The 21315-nt window shown below is 62.5% G+C and carries 19 protein-coding genes, 1 tRNA gene and 2 riboswitches; of the genes, 8 read left to right on the top strand and 12 right to left on the bottom strand.

The window, feature by feature from the left end:
* Window positions 1-97 precede the first annotated feature (97 nt).
* The 3 genes from DIC66_RS10530 (at window position 98) to DIC66_RS10520 (ending at window position 4866) form a co-directional block, all read left to right on the top strand.
* Entirely contained in the window at window positions 98-934 is an 837-nt protein-coding gene (locus tag DIC66_RS10530) for a shikimate dehydrogenase (protein WP_117176869.1), read from the top strand.
* Window positions 935-1099: 165 nt separating this feature from the next.
* Window positions 1100-3331: an NADP-dependent isocitrate dehydrogenase gene (locus DIC66_RS10525; RefSeq protein ID WP_117176867.1), complete on the top strand. Its 2232-nt coding sequence runs from the start codon at window positions 1100-1102 to the stop codon at window positions 3329-3331.
* 194 nt (window positions 3332-3525) lie between these two features.
* Window positions 3526-4866 carry an anaerobic C4-dicarboxylate transporter gene (locus DIC66_RS10520; RefSeq protein ID WP_117176865.1) on the top strand — a complete coding sequence of 447 codons (1341 nt, stop codon included), beginning with the start codon at window positions 3526-3528 and terminating at the stop codon, window positions 4864-4866.
* On the opposite strand, the gene DIC66_RS10515 is transcribed toward DIC66_RS10520, so the two are convergent.
* From DIC66_RS10515 to DIC66_RS10505, 3 genes are all read right to left on the bottom strand, one after another.
* Entirely contained in the window at window positions 4833-6929 is a 2097-nt protein-coding gene (locus DIC66_RS10515; protein ID WP_117176863.1) for a putative bifunctional diguanylate cyclase/phosphodiesterase, read from the bottom strand. The genes DIC66_RS10520 and DIC66_RS10515 overlap by 34 nt on opposite strands.
* Before the next feature lie 504 nt (window positions 6930-7433).
* Entirely contained in the window at window positions 7434-7760 is a 327-nt protein-coding gene (locus DIC66_RS10510; RefSeq protein ID WP_117177211.1) for a YnfA family protein, read from the bottom strand.
* 40 nt (window positions 7761-7800) lie between these two features.
* Window positions 7801-8772, bottom strand: a complete 972-nt coding sequence (locus DIC66_RS10505; protein ID WP_117176861.1) for an MYG1 family protein — start codon at window positions 8770-8772, stop codon at window positions 7801-7803.
* Between the two features lie 75 nt (window positions 8773-8847).
* Between DIC66_RS10505 and DIC66_RS10500 the strand changes: the two genes are divergently transcribed.
* On the top strand, window positions 8848-9987 hold the full coding sequence (locus DIC66_RS10500) for an HD-GYP domain-containing protein (protein WP_117176859.1): 1140 nt from the start codon (window positions 8848-8850) through the stop codon (window positions 9985-9987).
* A gap of 29 nt (window positions 9988-10016) precedes the next feature.
* On the opposite strand, the gene DIC66_RS10495 is transcribed toward DIC66_RS10500, so the two are convergent.
* From DIC66_RS10495 to DIC66_RS10460, 9 genes are all read right to left on the bottom strand, one after another.
* Entirely contained in the window at window positions 10017-11009 is a 993-nt protein-coding gene (locus DIC66_RS10495; protein ID WP_117176857.1) for a zinc-dependent alcohol dehydrogenase family protein, read from the bottom strand.
* Window positions 11010-11027: 18 nt separating this feature from the next.
* Window positions 11028-12410 (bottom strand): NAD-dependent succinate-semialdehyde dehydrogenase, encoded by a 1383-nt coding sequence (locus DIC66_RS10490; RefSeq protein WP_117176855.1) that lies wholly within the window; start codon window positions 12408-12410, stop codon window positions 11028-11030.
* Window positions 12411-12517: 107 nt separating this feature from the next.
* Entirely contained in the window at window positions 12518-13237 is a 720-nt protein-coding gene (locus DIC66_RS10485) for a VIT1/CCC1 transporter family protein (RefSeq protein WP_233505870.1), read from the bottom strand.
* A 7-nt stretch (window positions 13238-13244) separates the two neighbouring features.
* The gene (locus tag DIC66_RS10480) at window positions 13245-13925 is read right to left on the bottom strand and encodes a PRC-barrel domain-containing protein (protein WP_117176853.1); all 681 of its coding nucleotides are present in this window, start codon (window positions 13923-13925) and stop codon (window positions 13245-13247) included.
* 105 nt (window positions 13926-14030) lie between these two features.
* Window positions 14031-14531 (bottom strand): TPM domain-containing protein, encoded by a 501-nt coding sequence (locus tag DIC66_RS10475; RefSeq protein WP_117176851.1) that lies wholly within the window; start codon window positions 14529-14531, stop codon window positions 14031-14033.
* A 2-nt stretch (window positions 14532-14533) separates the two neighbouring features.
* The gene (locus DIC66_RS10470) at window positions 14534-15406 is read right to left on the bottom strand and encodes a TPM domain-containing protein (protein WP_420820489.1); all 873 of its coding nucleotides are present in this window, start codon (window positions 15404-15406) and stop codon (window positions 14534-14536) included.
* Entirely contained in the window at window positions 15403-16035 is a 633-nt protein-coding gene (locus DIC66_RS10465; RefSeq protein ID WP_117176849.1) for a LemA family protein, read from the bottom strand. The genes DIC66_RS10470 and DIC66_RS10465 overlap by 4 nt, the downstream gene beginning before the upstream one ends.
* Before the next feature lie 125 nt (window positions 16036-16160).
* Window positions 16161-16328 carry a hypothetical protein gene (locus DIC66_RS23095; RefSeq protein ID WP_158558888.1) on the bottom strand — a complete coding sequence of 56 codons (168 nt, stop codon included), beginning with the start codon at window positions 16326-16328 and terminating at the stop codon, window positions 16161-16163.
* 231 nt (window positions 16329-16559) lie between these two features.
* Window positions 16560-16636 (bottom strand) — tRNA-Val (locus DIC66_RS10460).
* A 127-nt stretch (window positions 16637-16763) separates the two neighbouring features.
* Here DIC66_RS10460 and DIC66_RS10455 point away from each other — a divergent pair.
* The 4 genes from DIC66_RS10455 to gcvH all read left to right on the top strand — a co-directional run bounded on the left by DIC66_RS10455 (window position 16764) and on the right by gcvH (window position 21306).
* On the top strand, window positions 16764-17522 hold the full coding sequence (locus DIC66_RS10455) for a 3-hydroxyacyl-CoA dehydrogenase (protein ID WP_117176847.1): 759 nt from the start codon (window positions 16764-16766) through the stop codon (window positions 17520-17522).
* A 77-nt stretch (window positions 17523-17599) separates the two neighbouring features.
* Entirely contained in the window at window positions 17600-19291 is a 1692-nt protein-coding gene (locus DIC66_RS10450; RefSeq protein ID WP_117176845.1) for an electron transfer flavoprotein-ubiquinone oxidoreductase, read from the top strand.
* A gap of 102 nt (window positions 19292-19393) precedes the next feature.
* A riboswitch (glycine riboswitch) is annotated at window positions 19394-19497 on the top strand.
* 20 nt (window positions 19498-19517) lie between these two features.
* Window positions 19518-19633: riboswitch (glycine riboswitch) on the top strand.
* Between the two features lie 70 nt (window positions 19634-19703).
* Window positions 19704-20852, top strand: coding sequence for a glycine cleavage system aminomethyltransferase GcvT (gene gcvT / locus DIC66_RS10445; RefSeq protein WP_117177205.1), 1149 nt, complete (start codon window positions 19704-19706; stop codon window positions 20850-20852).
* A gap of 79 nt (window positions 20853-20931) precedes the next feature.
* The gene (gene gcvH / locus DIC66_RS10440) at window positions 20932-21306 is read left to right on the top strand and encodes a glycine cleavage system protein GcvH (protein WP_117176843.1); all 375 of its coding nucleotides are present in this window, start codon (window positions 20932-20934) and stop codon (window positions 21304-21306) included.
* The last annotated feature ends 9 nt before the right edge of the window (window positions 21307-21315 follow it).

Raw genomic sequence — 21315 nt, 5'->3', positions numbered from 1 at the left:
AAGGTGCTGCCAAGTATGGCCGCAAAGGCCCGGTGCCAAACAGGCCGCGCTTGTTTGGATAATGGCGCCAGTTCAAAAAATACAAGGACACCCGCAAATGGCAAACCAATTCGTGATGGCAGGCGTGATGGGCTGGCCCGTGGCCCACTCCCGCTCGCCCACCATCCACAACCACTGGATCCGCCAGTACGGCCTTCAAGGCGCCTATGGCCTGTTCCCGGTGCAGCCCGACCGGCTGGAAGACGCCATCCGCGGCCTCAAAGCCCTGGGCCTGGCCGGCTGCAACGTCACCATCCCGCACAAGGTGGAGGCCATGAAGCTGATGGACGTGGTGGACCCGCTGGCCCGCCGCATGGGCGCGGTCAACACCATTGTGGTCACGCCCGAGGGCGCGCTGCACGGCTTCAACACCGACGGCTTTGGCTACCTGCAGAGCCTGCGGGATGCCAAGCCCGACTGGGCTGCCAACGCCGGCCCGGCCGCCGTGCTGGGCGCGGGGGGCGCAGCGCGCGCCGTGGTACTCAGCCTGCTGGACCAAGGCGCCACCGAAGTCCGCCTGATCAACCGCACCCGCAGCAAGGCGCAAGCCCTGGCCGACGAGTTTGGCGCGGCGGTTGCGGTCTACGACTGGAGCGAGCGCAGCGAAGCCCTGAGTGACGTGGCCCTGCTGGTCAACACCACCAACCAGGGCATGCACGGCCAGCCCGATCTGGACATCGCGCTGGACCGCCTGCCCACCACGGCGCTGGTGTCGGACGCCATCTACATCCCGCTGGAAACCCCGCTGCTGCAAGCCGCCCGCCTGCGCGGCAACCCCACCGTGAATGGCCTGGGCATGCTGCTCAACCAGGCACGCCCGGCCTTCCAGGCCTGGTTTGGCGTGCTGCCCGAGATCACGCCCGCGTTGCACCAGGCCATCCTGAAGACCTTTTGAGTGTGCAAAGTGCCGGATACCAGTCCGCCCTCTGATGCAGGACAGTTCCAGCCGCAGAAATGGGTTCTAGAATCCCCCGGCTGTAAGCCAGGGTGCAAGCGCCTCACGTAAGATCGAATGCTGCAATGCGAAATCCCGCTCAATGAACACAAGGAGTAAGCCACGATGAACGCCGACAAATCCACCATCATTTACACCCTGACGGACGAGGCGCCCCTGCTGGCGACCTGTGCGTTCTTGCCCATCGTGCAAAAATTTGCCGCCGCGGCCGACGTCAAGGTGGTGTCCAGCGATATCTCGGTGGCCTCGCGCGTGCTGGCGGCCTTCCCCGAATGCCTGACCGAGGCACAGCGTGTGCCCGACACCCTGTCCGAACTCGGCAAGCTCACCCTCAAACCCGAAGCAAACATCATCAAGTTGCCCAATATCAGCGCCTCGGTAGGCCAGCTGATTGCCTGCATCCGCGAACTCCAGGGCAAGGGCTACGCCCTGCCCGACTACCCCGAAGCACCCAAGACCGAAGAAGAAAAAGCCATCCGCGCGCGCTATGCCAAGTGCATTGGCTCTTCCGTCAACCCGGTGCTGCGAGAAGGCAACTCGGACCGCCGCGCGCCCAAGGCCGTGAAGGAATTTGCCCGCAAGAACCCGCACAGCATGGCCGAGTGGAGCCAGGCTTCGCGCTCGCACGTGTCGCACATGCACAGCGGCGACTTCTACCACGGTGAAAAGTCCATGACCCTGGACCGCGCCCGCGAAGTCAAGATGGAACTCATCACCAAAAGCGGCAAGACCATTGTCCTCAAGCCCAGCACTAAGCTGCTGGACCGCGAGGTGATTGACAGCATGTTCATGAGCAAAAAGGCCCTGGAAGCCTTCTATGAGCAGGAAATTGAAGACGCGCGCAAGACTGGCGTGATGTTCTCCCTGCACGTCAAGGCCACCATGATGAAGGTGTCGCACCCCATCGTGTTCGGCCACTGCGTCAAGATCTTCTACAAGGACGCATTTGCCAAGCACGGCGACCTGTTCAAGGAACTCGGCGTCAACGTCAACAACGGCATGGCCGATCTGTACGGCAAGATCGCCAGCCTGCCGCAAAGCAAGCAGGACGAAATCAAGCGCGACCTGCACGCCTGCCACGAGCACCGCCCCGAGCTGGCCATGGTCGACTCGGCCAAGGGCATTACCAACTTCCACTCGCCCAACGACATCATCGTGGACGCCTCCATGCCCGCCATGATCCGCAATGGCGGCAAGATGTGGGACGCCAATGGCCGCCTGAAGGACGTCAAGGCCGTGATGCCTGAATCCACCTTCGCCCGCATCTACCAGGAGATCATCAACTTCTGCAAATGGCATGGCGCCTTTGACCCCAAGACCATGGGCACCGTGCCCAATGTGGGCCTGATGGCCCAGCAGGCCGAAGAATACGGCTCGCACGACAAGACCTTCGAGATTGCCGAAGACGGCGTGGCCAACATCACCGATGTAGCCACTGGCGAAGTGCTCTTGAGCCAGAACGTGGAAGCCGGTGACATCTGGCGCATGTGCCAGTGCAAGGACGCCGCGATTCGCGACTGGGTCAAGCTGGCCGTAACACGCGCCCGCAACTCCGGCATGCCCGTGGTGTTCTGGCTGGACCAGTACCGCCCGCACGAAGCGCAGCTGATCACCAAGGTGAAGATGTACCTGCACGAGCACGACACCACCGGCCTGGACATCCAGATCATGAGCCAGGTGCGCGCCATGCGCTACACGCTGGAGCGCGTCATCCGCGGCCTGGACACCATCAGCGCCACCGGCAACATCCTGCGCGACTACCTGACCGACCTGTTCCCCATCATGGAACTGGGCACCAGCGCCAAGATGCTGTCCGTGGTACCCCTGATGTCGGGTGGCGGCATGTACGAAACCGGTGCCGGCGGCTCGGCTCCGAAGCACGTGCAACAGCTGGTGGAAGAAAACCACCTGCGCTGGGATTCCCTGGGCGAGTTCCTGGCCCTGGCAGTGAGCCTGGAAGACCTGGGTATCAAGACCGGCAACAGCAAGGCCAAAATTTTGGCCAAGACCCTGGACGCTGCCACTGGCAAGCTGCTGGACAACAACAAGGGCCCATCGCCCAAGACCGGCCAGCTCGACAACCGTGGCAGCCAGTACTACCTGTCCATGTACTGGGCCCAGGAACTCGCCGCGCAGACCGAAGACAAGGAGCTCGCAGCCCGCTTCAGCAAGCTGGCCCGGGCCCTGACCGACAACGAGCAGAAAATCACCGAAGAACTCAAGGCCGTGCAAGGCCATGCAGTGGACATCGGTGGCTACTACCTGCCCGACACCAAGAAGGTGGACGCCGTCATGCGACCCAGCGCCACCTTCAACGCGGCGCTGGAAACGGCCTGAGCGGTGTGAAGCTTTGATCCAGCCAAGCGGCTGGCTCAGCAAAAAGGGCATCGCAAGATGCCCTTTTTTTATGCCCACTGGCTGCAGTCCCTGGCAACTCGACAAAGCGTGACCCTGGTCAATAAACCGCATGGCTAAAGCCTAGGGTTTACCCGAATACAACCTACAGTCAAGGCTTCTTTCTGGAGTGCCCCATGGATGTCTTGCTGCAAGTTGCCATTATTTTGATCTGCCTGTTCTACGGCGCCCGCAAGGGCGGCGTAGCCTTGGGCCTGCTGGGCGGCATCGGCATTGTCGTGCTGACTTTTGCCTTCAATCTCGCACCCGGCAAGCCGCCGGTGGACGTGATGCTGACCATCATCGCCGTGGTGGCCGCCTCGGCCACACTGCAGGCCTCCGGCGGCCTGGAAGTGATTTTGCTGGGGGCTGAGAAGGTGCTGCGGCGCAATCCCAAATACGTCTCCATCCTGGCGCCCTTCACCACCTGCCTGCTGACCATTCTGTGCGGCACGGGCCACGTGGTCTACACCATGCTGCCCATCATTTACGACATTGCCATCAAGAACGACATCCGGCCCGAGCGCCCCATGGCCGCCTCCTCGATTGCCAGCCAGATGGGCATCCTGGCCAGCCCGGTGTCGGTGGCTGTGGTCTCACTGGTGGCCTTTCTGGCCAAGTTTCCGGTCAACGGCCAGGTGATTGATTTCATCCAGGTGCTGTCCATCACCATTCCCTCCACCCTGGCCGGCGTGCTGCTGATTGGCATCTTCAGCTGGTTCCGCGGCAAGGAACTCAAGGACGATGTGGATTTTCAAAAGCGCATTGCCGACCCGGAGCAACGCCAGGTGGTTTATGGCGACAGCGTGTCCCTGATCGGCAAGGTGCTCACGCGAGACCAGTGGACGGCCATGTGGATCTTCATCGGCTCGATTGCCGTGGTGGCCTTCCTGGGTGCCTTCCAGAACCTGCGCCCGCTCATTGGCGGCAAGCCCCTGTCCATGGTGCTGACCATCCAGATGTTCATGATGCTGGCCGGTGCCCTGATGATCATCTGCACCAAAACCGACCCCGGCAGCATCGGCAAGACCGAGGTCTTTCGCGCCGGCATGGTGGCGGTGGTGGCAGTGTTTGGCATTGCCTGGATGGCCGACACCGTGTTCGAGGCCAACCTGCCCCAGCTCAAGGCCACGCTGTCCGACATGGTCAAGACCCAGCCCTGGACCTATGCCCTGGCCCTGCTGCTGGTCTCCAAGCTGGTGAACTCGCAGGCTGCGGCCATCAGCGCCATGGTGCCTGTGGGCCTGGCCATTGGCGTGCCACCGGGCTACATCGTGGCGTTTGCCGCCGCGTCCTACGGCTACTACATCCTGCCCACCTACCCCAGCGACCTGGCGGCCATCCAGTTTGACCGCTCGGGCACCACCCACATCGGCAAATATGTGATCAACCACAGCTTCATACTGCCCGGCCTGATCGGGGTGAGCACCTCCTGCCTGATGGGCTACTTGCTGGCGGCCAGCGCCGGGCTGCTGTAGGCGGGGGCCAGCGCACACTGCAAAAAGTCAGCAGGCAGCAGGGGCCTGGCAAAGAAGTAGCCCTGGCCGAAGTCGCAGCCCGCGTCCAGCAGCAGGTCTCTTTGCAGCTGGGTCTCCACACCTTCGGCCACCACGCGCATGCCCAACTCGTGCGCCATGCGGATGATGGCTTTGCACAGCGTGAGGTTCTTGGAGCCCGCGTGCAGGTCCCGCGTGAAGGACTGGTCGATCTTGAGGTAGTCGATGTCATAGCGGTGCAGGTACGCCAGCGACGAGTAGCCCGTGCCAAAGTCATCCAGCGACACCTGCATGCCGCGTTCGCGCGTGGTTGCGAGCTGCGTCTGCACCCACTCGCTGGCGTCGAGCAGCAGGCCCTCGGTAATCTCCACCACGATGGCCTTGGCCGGTATGCAGCAGTACTCCAGGTAGTCGGCCCATTCACCCGTCATGCTCACCTTGCTCTGAAACTGCAGCGGCGACTTGTTCACCGCCACCTGCATCTCGGGGTGAATCTGGGTATGCCAGGCGCGCACCTGTTGTGCTGCGGTGCGAAACACCCATTCGCCAATTTCCACAATCAGGCCGGTGGACTCTGCCAGCGGAATGAATACGCCGGGCGGCACCAGGCCGTGTTCGGGGTGGTTCCAGCGTATCAGCGCCTCGGCCTTGCGTATGCTGCCGGTGCGCAATTCCACAATCGGCTGGTACACCAGATGGAACTGTTGTTTGGCCAGGGCCGCATGCAGGTCGGTGGCCATGCGCAGGCGCTGGTGCGCGCGCTCCTGCAATGAGTTGGTGAAGAAGCTGAAACCATTGCGGCCCTTGGCCTTGGACTCGTACATGGCCTGATCGGCCAGTTTGAGCAAGTCGTCAAAGCTTTCACCGTTTTGCGGATACAGCGCGATACCAATGCTGGCCGTGACAAACACCTGCTGGTCCTCCAGGTCAAAGGGCTCTTCGAAGCAGCCAACGATCTTGTGGGCAATGTCGCCTATGTCGGCCGCGGGCATCAGGTCGGTCAGGATGATGGCGAATTCATCTCCCCCCATGCGCGCCAAGGTATCGGTGGCCCGCAGGCAAGTTTCTATGCGCCGCGAGGTCAGCACCAGCAACTGGTCTCCCAGGGCATGGCCCAGGCTGTCGTTGACTTCCTTGAAATGGTCCAGGTCCAGTATCAGCATGCCCATGCCGTGCCCACTGCGCTTGTGGCTGTTGAGGGCCTGCTCCCAGCGGTCCCGCAACATGCGCCGGTTGGGCAGACCGGTGAGCGCATCAAAGTTGGCCTGGCGCCAGATCAGGGCTTCGGCCTTTTTGTGTTCGGTGATGTCGTGCGCAATGCCGTAGGTGCCGATGATGTTCCCCGCTGCATCACGCAAGGGCATCTTCATGGAAATATTCCAGGCCTCGCTGCCGTCACTCCATACCTCGTTGTGCAGCTGGTTGAAGACGGGCTTTCCGGTGCGCATGATCTCCAGCTCTTCGTCGCGGGTCTGGCTGGCGTGCTCGGCGGAGTAGTAGTCCGCATCGGACTTGCCCACCGCCAGCGCCGGCTGTTCCAGCCCGTAGCGTTTGGCCAGGCTGGTGTTGATGCGTATGAAGTGGCTGTCCCGGTCCTTGAAAAAAATCTGGTCCGGCACACTGTCCATCATGGAGTGCATCAGGTCCCGCTCATACTGCGCGGCCAGCGTGTCTGTGTACTGGTCCGTCACATCGCGCCACTGCGACACCACGCCCACGAACTCGCCCACCACGCTGTGCCGGTAGTTCATGCGCTCCAGCCAGCGACCATCCTTGAGTTTGAAATACCGGATTTTTTGGGAATCCCCTGCAGGCTGTATCAGGCGAAAAGCGATGGCATCACCCTGCGGATCGGCCAACAGGTTGATCTGGTGCTCCAGCCGTTCGCTCAGTGTCATGCCTTTGGCGCTCTGGTCTGAAAACCCCCACAGAGCCAGATACTGTGCATTGGCAAAAACCAGATCGTAGCCGTCGTCAATCAGGGCGATACCGTCCGGATGGGATTGCAGAATGGCTTGCGCCCAGGCCGAGGGCGTCACCGCCATAGGGGCCGCGCAACGAAGGTAGCTTGAAGCGTCATGTGTCTCCACCTGCGATGTGTCTCTGGGCAGAAAAACAGGTGCAGTCTAAAAAGCTGCACTTTTTGTAATTTGATTATCAACCGTTTACGCGGCACAAAAGTACGAACCAGTAGGCAAATGCTTTCGCTGCACAAGCCCGCGGGAGTGAAGCTTTTTTCACTCGCTGCGCGGTAAGGGGGTATGCCGGTCACCTCATGGCGGGGTACCGCAAATCGGCGCCCGGCACACCCCCCTTGCCGCGCAACCCCCGTGTGAACCAGCGATTCAAGACATTGCGCGCCGGTTGGATGGTCGGTATTCGGTCTTTTTTTTTCGTCAAGCACAGCCGCGCCCCAGTGAGCAGGAGGGGCAAGGGCGGGCGACGATTTGCGGTACTCCGCCATGAGGAGCCCGCCCTTGCCCCTCCTGCGCACCCGCATGCAGGAATGTGGCCTTGGATCGCCAAAATGCGTGCCCACCTCCGGGTTTTCAGGTCGGCTGAAGCGCAATCACCGCCATGCCCAGCAGCGCAATCGCCGCACCGGCCAGGTCCCAGCGCGTGAGGGCCACGCCGTCCACCAGACGCAGCCACAGCAAGGCCACGGCGATGTACATGCCGCCGTAGGCTGCATAGGTACGCCCGGCGGCACTCGGGTGCAGGGTCAGCAGCCACGCGAAGGTGGCCAGCGACAGGGCCGCGGGAAGCAGCAGAAGCGCGCTGCGTCCCTGCTTGAGCACCAGCCAGGGCAGGTAGCAACCCACAATTTCAGCCAGGGCCGTCACGGCAAACAGGGCTGCCAGTCGCAGCAGTTCCAGCGGGGCTTGCGTGTTCACCACGGAGAGGGTGTGCGCAGGATCAGGCTGCCTGCAGCGCCAGCTCGGCCAGGCGCAGGGCGCCCTCCAGGCTCCTGGCACCACCAATGAACAGGTTGCTGTGGCAGAACACGCTGTCGGCCACACCGGTCACGGCGGCCAGTTCCTGGTCGCGCAGGCCGGACCAGCTTTGGGGCAGGTCTTTGCGCGAGACAAAGGAGCCCGCCTCCACCGGCACGGTCTTCACCTGGAACTGGTCGCCATCCGAGTCCGGGTAGACCACGAACAGCACCTCGGGCATTTCATCCACCACCACGCGCGTCCAGGGCATGCCGCCCTCTTGCAGATGCAGCACCTGCCCGCCCAGCAGGCGTGGGGCATTGCGCACAATGTCTTGCGACTGGAGCTGCGAGATCTTCTTGATGATGGCCCGGTCCAGAAACTTTCGCACGATGGCGATGGCCTCGCAAAAGCGGTCCTGCTGCAGCTGGGCCTTGGCCTCGTTGTCCAGGCCCTTCTCTTCCATCCAGTTGGTGTTGAGCTGGGCCACCAAGGCCGACAGGCCGAAGATGCCGGGGGCCACATCGCCCTGACCGGTGTCAACAATGTCCAGGTACTGCACCAGCGAGTGGTCGATGGAGCGCACGGTCTCACCAATGGCCTCGGCACTGAGCACATAGCCGCTGCGGCGGGCCAGGTCGGCCACATAGGCCTCGCCCTGCGCGGCCCACACCAGGCCTGCGCTGGCATAGCCCACACCGGCCACTTCAGCCCCGTCCACCAGGCGCGCGGGGCGCGCACCGGCAAAGCCGCGCTGGTGGTGGTCAAAGCGCCCCCGGGCTGCATCCCACTGGCCGCCCACGTCCACTGCAAAGTCGGCCGCATCGATGCGTTCCTGCTTGCGTGTACGAACCAGGGTGTGCGATGGGAAGACCCCCATCAGAATGCCCACGCCAAAAACGTCGTCGGCGTGGAAGCTGCCACTGTGGGTGGCAATCGTTGTGTGTTCAGTCATACCGCGATTTTAGGCGGCGCCCTGCCCCAATGCGGTTTAAGATGGTTTGCAAGATACAGCTTTGCTCAGAGGTCTATGCCAATGGATTCCAACCCCTCCCTGCCCCAACTGGTGAAGCCAGCAGCTGCGACCGATGACCTCACACAGCGCCTCAAGGGCATTCATGGCCTGATACGCAGCCGCTACGACTTCGTGGACCGTGTGGCCGTGGCGCTCTATGACCCGACAACCGATCTGCTCAAGACCTTTGTCAGCAGCAACACCGACAACGTCCTGCTTAAGCATTACGAGGTCACGCTGGCCAGCGTTCCATCGCTCAGCGCCCTGGTGGCGGACCGGCAGAACCGCATCGTGGGCAATATTGCCGAGTCGTTTCAGGCGCGCACCAAGCACACCTCGTGGCTGACCCAACAGGGCTACCTGGGCAGCTACACCTGCCCGGTGTACCAGGGCAGCGAGCTGGCGGCTTTTCTGTTCTATGACTCCAAACGCGAGAACGTGTTCACGCCGGACGTGGCGAATTTTCTGGATGCGTTTTCCGACCTGATCTCGCAGCTGTTCCTGCTGCAGCGCCGCCTGGTGCACGGAATGGTGGGCACGATTCAGGTGGCAGTGGGCCTGGCCCGCATCCGTGACCTGGAGACCGGCCAGCACCTGGAGCGCATGGCCCACTATTCACGCCTGATGGGGCAGCTGATGGCCGAGAAGCACAGCCTGTCGGACGAGTTCATTGAATACCTGCACCTGTTCGCACCGCTACATGACATCGGAAAAATAGGCATACCGGACGCGGTGCTGCTCAAGCCCGGGCGGCTCAACGCAGAGGAATGGGAAGTCATGAAGCAGCACGTCAGCATAGGCGAGCAGATCATTGAGCGCATCAGCCATGACATGAACGTGCCCAGCGACCTGGCCACCCGCGTGATGGTCAACATCGTGTCCACCCACCATGAGCGTGGCGACGGCTCGGGCTACCCCCGGGGCCTGAAGATGGCCGAGATTCCACTGGAGGGGCGCATCGTGGCCGTGGCCGATGTGTATGACGCCCTCAGCAACCGCCGCCCCTACAAGGAGCCCTGGGCCGCGGCCGAGGTGCAGGCCGAGCTGCAGAGCGAAGTGGCCAAAGGCCGCCTGGATGCGGAGTGCGTCGCGGCCTTGCTGGACGCGCGCGAGGCACGCCTGCTGATCCATCAGCAGTTCGCCGACCGGCCTTAGGTCATCGTTCGCCGGCTTGTGCTGGCGTCTCAGGGCAACAGCACCGCCGCCCCTTCAAAGCGCCCGGCGCGCAAGTCGGCCAAGGCCAGGTTGGCATCCTGCAAGGCATAGGGTGTGGTGCGCGTGACAATGCCCATGCCGGGTGCCAGGCGCAAGAAATCCAGACCGTCCTGGCGCGTGAGGTTGGCCACCGACAGCAGCTGGCGCTCTTCCCACAACAGGCTGTAGGGCATGCGCGGTATGTCACTCATATGGATGCCGGCACACACCACCCGCCCCCCTTTGTGCACGGCCTTCAGCGCCAGTGGCACCAGCTCGCCCACGGGGGCAAAAATAATAGCCGCATCCAGCGGCTGGGGCGGTGTGGCTTCGCTGTCACCAGCCCACACGGCGCCCAGACTGCGGGCAAAGGCTTGCCCGGCTGCATCGCCCTTGCGGGTGAAGGCATAGACGCTGCGGCCCTGCCAGCGCAGCACCTGCGCCAGGATATGGGCCGCCGCGCCAAAACCGTACAGGCCTATGTGCTCGCCCGGCCCGGCCACACCCAGTGCACGCCAACCAATCAGCCCGGCACACAAGAGCGGCGCCAGCGACTCGTCACTGCCCACCTCCCCCAGGGGAAAAGCAAAGCGCGCATCGGCCAGCGTGGCGGTGGCAAAGCCGCCGTCCCGCGTGAAGCCGGTGAACAGCGGCGCATTGCACAGGTTCTCGTGCTGCATGCGGCAATAGGGACAGACGCCGCAGGTGTGGCCCAGCCAGGGAATGCCCACGCGCTGGCCCACTTCCAAACCTTTCATGCCCTGCACGCCCGGACCCAGGGCATCGATGCGGCCCACGATCTCATGGCCGGGAATGATGGGCAGGCGCCGGTGCGGCAACTCGCCGTCCACCACATGCAGGTCGGTGCGGCACACACCACAGGCTGTCACCTGCACCCGGATCTGACCCGGCCCCGGCAGGCGGTCGGGCAGCTCGGTCCATTGCAGGGGCGCGCCTGTTGCGCGCAGCACCATCGCGTGCATCACGGTCCTTTCAAGGATTTAAGACGGCGCTTGCAGATTGACTGTGCGCACCAGCTTCTTGTTGACGAACTCCTGTATGCCCATGTTGCCCAGCTCCCGGCCATAACCCGAGTACTTGATGCCACCAAAGGGCAGTTCGGCATCGGTCCAGTCCAGGTTGTTGATGAACACCATGCCGGTGTCGATCTGGCTGGCCACGCGCTGGCCGCGGGCCACATCGCTGGTCCAGACCGAGCCACCCAGGCCGAAGTCGGAGTCATTGGCCAGGGCAATGGCTTCGGCTTCGGTTTTGACGCGGTAGAAGGAAACCACCGGGCCAAAAAACTCGTCGCGGTACGCCGGGTTGCCGGGCTTGATGTCGGTGAGCATGGTGACTTCCATATACGAGCCGGGCCGCAGCAGGCGCTTGCCACCCATGAGCACGCGGGCACCGGAGTACACGGCCGCGTCCACCTGGGCCTGGAGTTGCAAAAGGGCCGCCTCGCTGGACAGCGGGCCGTGGGTGGTCTTTTCGTCCATGGGGTCACCCACTTCCAGGGCGGCCAGGGCACGTTCAAACTTCACCAGGAATTCATCGGCCACGGCATCGAGCACGATGAAGCGCTTGGCCGCACAGCAGGTCTGGCCGGCATTGAACATGCGGCCCCACACCGCCCAGGGAATGGTGGTGGCCATGTCGGCATCGTCGAGCACGATAAAGGCGTCACTGCCGCCGAGTTCCATGGAGGATTTTTTGAGGTTCTGCCCGGCCCGTGCGGCCACCACACGGCCGGCTTCCACGCTGCCGGTGAGGGCTACGCCGCGCACGCGTGCATCGTCAATCACGGTGTTGGACTGCGCGTGCGAGATCTGCAGATTGGTGTAGGCGCCTGTGGGCGCTCCGGCATCCAGCAGCAGCTTCTCGAAGGCCATGGCGCATTGGGGCACACAGCCCGCATGCTTGACCACCAGCACATTGCCAGCCATGAGCTGCGGGCCGGCCACGCGGGCCAGTTGGTAATACGGGAAGTTCCAAGGCTCCACACAGTACAGCACGCCCAGCGGACTGCTTTCCATGTGCGCCTGACCGGCCCTGGGGTGCAGCGCAACGGGCGCCAGAAACTCTTCGGCATGATCGGCGTAGTAGGCCAGGATGTCGGCACTGAAGCTCACCTCAAAGCGCGCTTCGTTGATGCGCTTGCCCATCTCCAATGTGGCCAGCTTGGCAAAGTGGTCCACGTTGGCACGCAGCAACTCGGCCGCCTTGTGGAGGATGACGGCGCGCTCGGCAAAGCCGGTGGTCTTCCAGGTCTTGAAGCAGGCATCGGCCGTGGCCAGCGAATGCTCCAGCTGCGCATCGCTGAGGGTCTTGAAGGTCTGAAGCACATCGCCGTTGGCAGGATTGACGCTTTGGTATTGCATGGGGGGAGCCTTTCAAATGGAAGACTTCGAGCATCGCGCTGCAAGAGTCACAAGTCTGTGCGACCCCGCACGGAAGAGCATGCCGACCTGCCTGGCGATGCGCATACTCAAACCACCACACCAAACAGCGAGCCCACGCTCGCTGTGACGGCAATGGCCGCTGCACCCCAGAAGGTCACGCGCAGCACGCTGGGCGCCACACTCACTCCGCTGGTGCGCGCCGTCACCACCCCCATCGTGGCCAGAAACAGCAGAGAAGTCACCGCAATACTGGCCTCCAGATAGTCCCGTGGTGACGCGATGGATACCAGCAGCGGCAAGGCTGCGCCCACAGCAAAGCTGGCAGCCGACACCACAGCGGCCTGCACCGGCTTGGCGGTGACGATGCTGGTTACGCCCAGCTCATCGCGCAGGTGTGCGCCCAGGGCGTCGTGCTGCATAAGCTGTTTGGCCACCAGGGCTGCCACGCGTTGCTGCACGCCGCGCGAGCGGTAGATGGATTCCAGTTCCTTGAGCTCGCCGGCGGGGTCGCTTTTGAGTTCCCGGCCTTCGCGCCTGGCATCCGCGTTTTCGGTATCGGCCTGCGAATGCACCGACACATATTCCCCTGCCGCCATGGACATGGCACCGGCCACCAGACCGGCCACACCGGTCATGACAATGCTGCTGGCATTGGCGTGCGCCACGGCCACGCCAACCATCAGGCTGGCAGTGGACACAATGCCGTCGTTGGCACCCAGCACGGCAGCGCGCAGCCAGCCGATGCGGTCCACACGGTGCTGCTCGGTTTGGGGTTGGGGGCGCCTGATATTGGACTTGTTACGCAAGACGCACTCAGGAAGCGCTGGACTTGAGCGAATCGCGCAGGCGTGCCGTGGCGGCTTTCACTGCAGCTTCAAACTCATGCCAGCGTTTCACACTGGCGGCTTTGAGTTCAGCGAGCTTGGACTCTGCAGCCTTGACCTGGTCCTTGAGTGCGGCGATCTGCTCGTTGAGCCGGGCCTTGGTCTCTGCCGTGGCGCTGGCAGCTTTTTTCTCCAGTTCGGCAATGGCGGCCTTGGCCTGTGCCACGTCCTTGTCGGCTGCGGCTATGAACTGCTCGCGCCTGGCGGTGTCGTTGGCATAGTCAAAAGCAGGCAGGGCCTTGAGCGTGGCTTTGGTGGCACCCGCAATCACCAGCCGACCGGTGCTGTCCTGCAACTGGGCGATGGGCACGGCCACATCGTGGCGACCAATACCGACAAAGCCACCGGCACCCACAATCACGTACGACACGCGCTTGTCGGGCGAGATGATCAGGTCATCCACCCGTCCGATGCGCACACCCTGCTCATTGAAGACGGTCTTGCCCATCAGGTTTTTCTTCACGCTCCAGCCCATGGCGATCTCGGTGTTCTCGACCACGCTGACCCCCAGCGTGGTGGTGGTTGAACCCGCCACCTGGGCGTAGGAAATGCCGGCAAAGGACAGCGAAAGTACCAGGGCGAGCCGGGCAAAGGGAATGGTTCTTTTCATGGTGAAACTCCTTGGGTGGTATGGGCCTGGCAGCGTTGCGCCCGACCTCACGCTCGGTTGTAAACATTCAACACACGCCTGTCCGTTCGCTAGCGAACGCGCCGACTAGTTAAGCAGCACAGGCGCATCCGGCAATTCATTGGCAGTGGCTCCCTGCTTTGGAAAATGCCCGGCCAGCGTGCTGCTGATGTCCTGTATACCGTTGAGCACCGCTGACTCGAAATAAGACTTCGAAAAGCTGCCCTCCATTTGCTGGCAGATGGCGCTCCAGGTCTGGGCACCGGCGCGGGCGTGGATGCCGCGGTCGGCCACGATCTCTACCGCATGGTCGGCCAGCAAAACGTAGATCAGCACACCATTGTTGTGCTCGGTGTCCCATACGCGCAGTTGGGCAAACACCTCCAGGGCGCGCCCGCGTGCGGTCTGGCCTTTGAAGAGTGGCAGGCCGTCCAGCGCGCCTTCCACGGCAAAGCAGATTTCGCCCGCATGCTGCTGCTCGCTGGCATGGATGGCCTGCTCAATGGCAGCCAGGGTGGATGCGGAAAAGGCGCGGTGCAGCCGCCCTTTGGTAAACAGCAAATGCCTGAGGATGCGGCGCAGGTCCATGGCTACCACCGCCCCGATGCGCCACCGCCGCCAAAGCCACCGCCACCGCCGCGAAAGCCCCCTCCTCCCAAGCCACCCAGGCCGCCACCGAAGCCACCACGTCCGCCGCCCAAAAGGCCGCCCGCCCCGCGCGTCATGCCGCCGCCAATCAGCGTAAAAAACAGGGCCGCAGCACCTGCCAGCAGCGCCATCACCAGGGTACCTATGAGAAACCAGGTCACCACCGAGACCACCAGCCCCGTGACTACCGCACCCACGGGCCGCCCCAGCACGCTGCGCAGAATGGAACCCACGCCCAGCACCAGAATCAGTAGCAGCGGTGCGTATTGCTGGAAGCCCTCGCTGCCGGAAGCCCTTGCATCCGCGGGCGCAGGCAGCGGCTCGCCATTGACTACACGGATGATCTGGTCTGTGCCCGCATCCAGGCCGCCATAAAAGTCGCCTTGGCTGAAGCGCGGCAGAAGGGTCTCGCTGATGATGCGTTTGCTGGTGATGTCGGACATGGCGCCTTCGAGCCCGTAGCCCACCTCGATGCGCACGGCGCGGTCATTTTTGGCCACCACCAGAATCAACCCGTCGTCCACTTTTTTGCGGCCCAGCTTCCACACCTCGGCCACGCGCAGCGCGTAGGGCTCTATGGCCTCGGGCTGTGTGGTGGGCACGACCAGCACGGCCAGTTGCGTGCCCTTGCTGGCCTCAAAGGCCGCCAACTTTTGCTCCAGCGCGCGTTGCTGCTCTGCGCTGAGCGTGCCGGTCTGGTCGGTGACATGGCCCGTGAGGGGCGGTACTGCCAGCTGCGCCAGCGCCACCACCGCAAGCACAAGCACACCCCACAGGCAATGCCGCGTCCATTGCAGCGCTGCGCCCAGGCTCACTTCGCAGCTCCGGACGCGGCCCCCAGCGCAGGCACCGGCGCAGTGCCAAAACCCACGCTGGGCGGGCGGGCAATGTCCTTCTCGTTTTCCACGCTGAAGTTGGCCTTCTCCTTGTAGCCAAAGACAAGCGCGGTGAGATTGGAGGGGAAAGAGCGCACCGTCACGTTGTACTGTTGCACCGCCTGGATATAGCGGTTGCGCGCCACGGTGATGCGGTTCTCGGTGCCTTCGAGCTGCGCCTGCAAATCGCGGAAGGCCTGGTTGGCCTTGAGTGTGGGGTAGTTTTCCGACACGGCCAGCAAGCGCGACAAGGCGCCAGTCAGCTGCCCCTGTGCATCCTGGAATTTCTGGAAGGCTGCAGTGTCGTTCACCAGTTCGGGCGTGGCCTGGATGGACGTGGCACGGGAGCGTGCCTCTATCACCTGGGTCAGGGTGGTCTGCTCGAAGCTGGCTTCGCCCTTGACCGTGGCCACCAAGTTGGGCACCAGATCGGCACGCCGCTGGTACTGGTTGAGTACCTCGGACCAACTGGCCTTGATCTGCTCGTCACTGCTCTGGAAGGTGTTGTAGCCACAGGCCGACAGGCCAAGTGACAACAAAACAAAAAAGAAAAAATGGAATAGGCGCATGGTGCTGGCTCCGAAAGGCACTTCGCAGTGCGTGCGAAGCGAACCTTAGAAGCCAAGCCCACCGTGGGCGTTGATATTGCGCAAGGCCAACAGTGGCCTTGAAATGCAAGCCCTGCAGGGCCGCCCTATTCGCCCAATTCGTCTCTCAGCTCATTCCAGGTGGACCAGGATTCGTCATCGTCGCGCTCAATGGCCTCGGGACAGGGAATGAGGCGTACGAAATTGCGCCGTTCAATCAGGTCTGCGTCCAGCAGCATGTCGATTTCGGCACGCTCGAGCAGCGGCCGTTTCACTCCCTTTGGATTTCCGCCTGAATGTTCGTTTGCCATAAGCCAAATAGTAGGGGACGCCGACCATCTGGTGCATTGATATTTGGATACCTGTACCCGCTTGTCGGATATGAGGTACAGACTGCGGAGCAAAATGCTCACTGATTCACACATATGAGCTGAGTTTGACAAGGGTTATCAAGTCAGCGGCACCAACAGAAAAGCCCTTTCTCAAAAGAGAAAGGGCTCCATGTTTGGTAGGCGCAATTGGACTCGAACCAACGACCCCCACCATGTCAAGGTGGTGCTCTAACCAGCTGAGCTATGCGCCTGGATCGTAGCCTTAGATTATAGCAGTAATGTTTCGATCAAAATCCGGCAAGTCACCAGAAGCACAGGCGCGATGCGCCATAATTTAACGTTTACGTAAACGTCAACTACTGGCTTAAGGAGTTTTTCATGGATATCGCAGGCAAGGTTTTTATCGTGACAGGCGGCGCATCGGGCTTGGGCGAAGGCACGGCACGTATGCTGACCGGTTTGGGCGGACGGGTTGTGATTGCCGATATGCAGGTGGAAAAAGGCGAGGCCATCGCCAAGGAAATTGGCGGCGCGTTTGTAAAGTGCGATGTGTCCAGCGAGGCTGATGGCCAGGCCGTGGTGGCCAAGGCTGTCTCCATGGGCAAGCTCATGGGTCTGGTGAATTGCGCGGGCATTGCCCCCGGTGAAAAAACCATTGGCAAGAACGGCGCACACACCCTGTCCACGTTTACCAAGTGCATCACCGTCAATCTGGTGGGCAGCTTCAATATGATCCGCCTGGCTGCCGAGGCCATGGCCAAGAACGAGCCCGAGTCCACTGGCGAGCGCGGTGTGCTGATTTCCACCGCATCGGTGGCAGCCTATGACGGCCAGATGGGCCAGGCCGCCTACAGCGCCTCCAAGGGCGGTGTGGTGGGCATGACGCTCCCGATAGCCCGCGACCTGGCGCGCAATGGCATTCGCAACATGACAATTGCACCCGGCATCTTCGGCACACCCATGATGTTTGGCATGCCCCAAGATGTGCAGGACTCGCTGGCAGCCGCCGTGCCCTTCCCTTCCCGCCTGGGCACACCACAGGACTACGCCAAGCTGGCACGCCATATTTTTGAGAACGACATGCTCAATGGCGAAGTGATCCGTCTTGATGGCGCCATCCGTCTGGCACCCCGCTAAGGTGCAGAAAGTCGCGCGCCCATTCCGCGAATAAAATCGCCAGCAACTTTCAACCCGTAATCAAGCGAGCCCTCTCCATGACCAATCAGGAAATCCTGGCCCAGTTCGGCCCACGTGAATCAATGGAATACGACGTGGTGGTCGTGGGTGGAGGGCCCGCAGGTTTGGCGGCAGCCATCCGCCTGAAGCAGCGTGCTGCCGAGAGCGGCAAGGACGTGTCGGTGGTGGTGCTGGAAAAGGGCTCCGAGCCGGGCGCACACATTCTGTCGGGCGCCATCATGGACCCAATCGCACTGGACGAACTGATTCCTGACTGGAAGGCGCTGGGCGCGCCCCTGAACCAACTGGTCACAGAAGACGCTGTGATCTTCCTGGGCGAGAAGTCGGCCTTCCGCACGCCCGATATGTTCCTGCCGGCCTGCGTGCAAAACCACGGCTGCTACATCATCAGCTTGGCGGAAGTCACACGCTGGCTGGCCACGCAGGCGGAAAGCCTGGGCGTGGAAATCTTCCCCGGCTTTACCGCAGCCGAAGTGCTCTACAACGATGACGGCTCCGTCAAAGGGGTGGCCACCGGCAATATGGGCGTGGGCAAGGACGGCGTGCCGGGCGACAACTTCCAGATCGGCATGGAGTTGCTGGGCAAATACACGGTGTTTGCCGAAGGCTCTCGCGGCCACCTGGGCAAACAGCTGATTGCCAAATACAAGCTCGATGACGGCACCGACCCGCAGACCTACGGCCTGGGCATCAAGGAGGTGTGGGAGATTGACCCCGAGCGCCACCAGCCCGGCTTTGCCCTGCACACGGCAGGCTGGCCCATGGACGACGCCACCTACGGCGGCGCCTTCATGTACCACATGGCGGACAACAAGATTGCCATGGGCTTTGTCACCGGCCTGAACTACAGCAACCCCTACCTGAGCCCGTTTGAGGAATTCCAGCGCTGGAAGACCCACCCCAACGTGCGCTACTACCTGGAAAACAGCAAGGGCGAAGTCACCGGCAAACGCCTGGCCTATGGCGCACGCGCCATCACGGCCGGTGGCCTGATGTCGCTGCCCAAGACCGTGTTCCCCGGTGGCGCCCTGGTGGGTTGCGATGCAGGCTTTTTGAACACCAGCCGCATCAAGGGCAGCCACGCCGCCATCAAGACCGGCATGCTGGCCGCAGACGCCGCTTTTGACGCGCTGCAGGCCGGACGCCAGCACGACGAGCTGAGCGCCTACCCCGAAGCCTTTGAGAAGAGCTGGCTGTTCACCGAGCTGAACAAGGCACGCAACTTCAAGACCTGGTTCAAGAAGGGCCTGACCGTGGCCTCGCTTATGAACGGCATTGAGCAGTTCGCCCTGCGCGGCCACTTCCCCTGGACCATCCGCCGCGACAAGCCCGACCATGCGTACCTGTTGCCCGCAGCCGAGTGCAAGCCCATCGTCTACCCCAAGCCCGATGGCAAGCTCACCTTCGACCGCAACTCCAGCATCTTCCTCTCCAACGTCAACCACGAGGAAAACCAGCCAGCCCACCTGACGCTCATAGATGCATCGGTGCCGGTGAGCATCAACCTGGCCAAGTACGCAGGCCCCGAGGCACGCTACTGCCCGGCCGGTGTGTACGAGTATGTGAAGACGGAAGAAGGCAAAGACCGCCTGCAGATCAACGCGCAAAACTGTGTGCACTGCAAGACCTGCGACATCAAGGACCCGACGCAAAACATTGTGTGGGTTACGCCCGAAGGCGGCGGTGGACCTAACTACGCGGATATGTAAGACGCGCATGCCCTGCAAAGCCCATCACCCGATGGGCTTTTTTTCGCCTGATGGCATCTGACGCAAACAAATCGGAAAAGGTCGCAATCAGCGCATGTAGAATCAACCAGGTCAGGAGAGAGCCTTTCTTTGAGGAGGCCGCCGAAGGCGCAGGGTTGCTGATCACAGCAGTCTGAACGCTCAGGCAAAAGGACTGACAAGCGTGTTGCGGTTCATACCCGCAGCATGACACCCCACTGGAGAGAGTCTGCATGCGTTGCAGGCCACCGAAGGAGCAAATCACTGCCAGCCCCGTGCTGACCAGTGGCCAATCTCTCAGGTAAAGAGGACAGCGGGGGCAAAGCATGGCGTGTTGTCGCAACACGCCGCGCGTAACCTGTTTGCCCCTTGTTTTTCTTGCTGGAGATTGCTCTTGTCCGACACCCCTGTTTCTGCCGCCCTGCTGACCACGCCCCTGAACGCCCTGCACATCGAACTCGGCGCGCGCATGGTGCCCTTTGCCGGCTACTCCATGCCGGTGCAGTACCCCGCAGGCCTGATGGCCGAGCACCACCACACCCGCACTGCCGCCGGCCTGTTTGACGTGTCCCACATGGGGCAGCTGCGCCTGGTGGGGCCGGAGGCTGCGGCAGCCTTCGAGAGCCTGATGCCGGTGGACGTGATCGACCTGGCCGTGGGCAAGCAGCGCTATGGTCTCTTGCTCAATGAGGCCGGCGGCATCATGGACGACCTGATGTTTGTGCGCCGTGCGGACGATATTTTTGTGGTGGTGAACGGCGCCTGCAAGGTAGCTGATATCGCCCACATTCAGGCCCGCATCGGCGCGCGCTGCCAGGTCATCCCCATGCCGGAGATGGCGCTGCTGGCGCTGCAAGGCCCACAGGCGGTGACAGCCCTTTCGCGCTTGGCGCCGGGTGTGGAGAAGCTGGTGTTCATGACCGGCGGACACTTTGTGGTGAACACCGGCACGCTCAGCATCCCTGTGTTCCTGACGCGCAGCGGCTATACCGGCGAAGACGGCTTCGAGATCTCGGTGCACCACGCGCAGGCAGACGCGCTGGCACGCGCCCTGTTGGCACAACCCGAGGTGAAACCCATAGGCCTGGGCGCACGCAACTCGTTGCGCTTGGAGGCCGGTTTGTGCCTGCATGGCAATGACATTGATGCCAGCACCAGCCCGGTGGAAGCCAACCTGCTCTGGGCCATCCAGAAGGTGCGGCGCGCCGGCGGCGCGCGCGCGGGCGGCTTCCCGGGCGCCGACAACATATTGGCTGCGATAGCCAGCCCCGCATCCCTCTCCCGTGTACGCGTGGGCCTGGTGGCGCTGGAGCGCATTCCCGTGCGCGAGCATGTGCGGCTAGAGGACCTGCAGGGCAACGCAATAGGCGAGGTCAGCAGCGGCCTGCTGGGCCCAACCGTCGACAGGCCGATTGCCATGGGCTATGTGGCACCCGCTTTTGCGGCCCTGGGCACGCGCGTGAACGCCATCGTGCGTGGCAAGCCGGTGCCCATGGAAGTGGCGCCCATGCCCTTCAACCCCACCCATTATTTCCGCGGCTGATGTGCTGGCTCAGGCCTGCAGATGCGCTGTAATTGAACACTCCCTTAACCTGAAATCAACCTCAAAAGGAACCTTCCCCATGACCATCAAATACACCCCTGACCACGAATGGCTGCAGCTCGAAGACAACGGCAACGCTGTGGTCGGCATCACCGTCCACGCGCAGGACGCGCTGGGCGATGTGGTGTTTGTGGACCTGCCCGAAGTGGGCAAGACATACGCCAAGGGCGATGTGGCCGGTGTGGTCGAGTCGGTCAAGGCGGCAGCCGATGTCTACATGCCGCTGGACGGCACCGTGACCGAGGTGAACGAAGAGCTGCGTGCCGACCCCTCCCTGGCCAACAGCGCTCCAGAGGGCAAGGGCTGGTTCTTCAAGATCACCGTGGCCGACCGTGCGCAGTTTGACGCGCTGATGGACGGCCCCGACTACACCACCTTTTCCGCCTCCGCCTGAGATTGATTG

This window comes from Rhodoferax lacus, assembly GCF_003415675.1.
In the GTDB taxonomy this organism is placed as follows: domain Bacteria; phylum Pseudomonadota; class Gammaproteobacteria; order Burkholderiales; family Burkholderiaceae_C; genus Allorhodoferax; species Allorhodoferax lacus.
Note: the sequence above shows the minus strand (reverse complement) of the source record. Positions and strands in the feature narration are given on the sequence as shown.

Coding starts and splice junctions, on each gene's coding strand:
- DIC66_RS10530 (WP_117176869.1), top strand. CDS start 98: ATGGCAAACCAATTCGTGATGGCAGGCGTGATGGGCTGGCCCGTGGCC.
- DIC66_RS10525 (WP_117176867.1), top strand. CDS start 1,100: ATGAACGCCGACAAATCCACCATCATTTACACCCTGACGGACGAGGCG.
- DIC66_RS10520 (WP_117176865.1), top strand. CDS start 3,526: ATGGATGTCTTGCTGCAAGTTGCCATTATTTTGATCTGCCTGTTCTAC.
- DIC66_RS10515 (WP_117176863.1), bottom strand. CDS start 6,929: ATGGCGGTGACGCCCTCGGCCTGGGCGCAAGCCATTCTGCAATCCCAT.
- DIC66_RS10505 (WP_117176861.1), bottom strand. CDS start 8,772: ATGACTGAACACACAACGATTGCCACCCACAGTGGCAGCTTCCACGCC.
- DIC66_RS10500 (WP_117176859.1), top strand. CDS start 8,848: ATGCCAATGGATTCCAACCCCTCCCTGCCCCAACTGGTGAAGCCAGCA.
- DIC66_RS10495 (WP_117176857.1), bottom strand. CDS start 11,009: ATGCACGCGATGGTGCTGCGCGCAACAGGCGCGCCCCTGCAATGGACC.
- DIC66_RS10490 (WP_117176855.1), bottom strand. CDS start 12,410: ATGCAATACCAAAGCGTCAATCCTGCCAACGGCGATGTGCTTCAGACC.
- DIC66_RS10480 (WP_117176853.1), bottom strand. CDS start 13,925: ATGAAAAGAACCATTCCCTTTGCCCGGCTCGCCCTGGTACTTTCGCTG.
- DIC66_RS10475 (WP_117176851.1), bottom strand. CDS start 14,531: ATGGACCTGCGCCGCATCCTCAGGCATTTGCTGTTTACCAAAGGGCGG.
- DIC66_RS10465 (WP_117176849.1), bottom strand. CDS start 16,035: ATGCGCCTATTCCATTTTTTCTTTTTTGTTTTGTTGTCACTTGGCCTG.
- DIC66_RS10455 (WP_117176847.1), top strand. CDS start 16,764: ATGGATATCGCAGGCAAGGTTTTTATCGTGACAGGCGGCGCATCGGGC.
- DIC66_RS10450 (WP_117176845.1), top strand. CDS start 17,600: ATGACCAATCAGGAAATCCTGGCCCAGTTCGGCCCACGTGAATCAATG.
- gcvH (WP_117176843.1), top strand. CDS start 20,932: ATGACCATCAAATACACCCCTGACCACGAATGGCTGCAGCTCGAAGAC.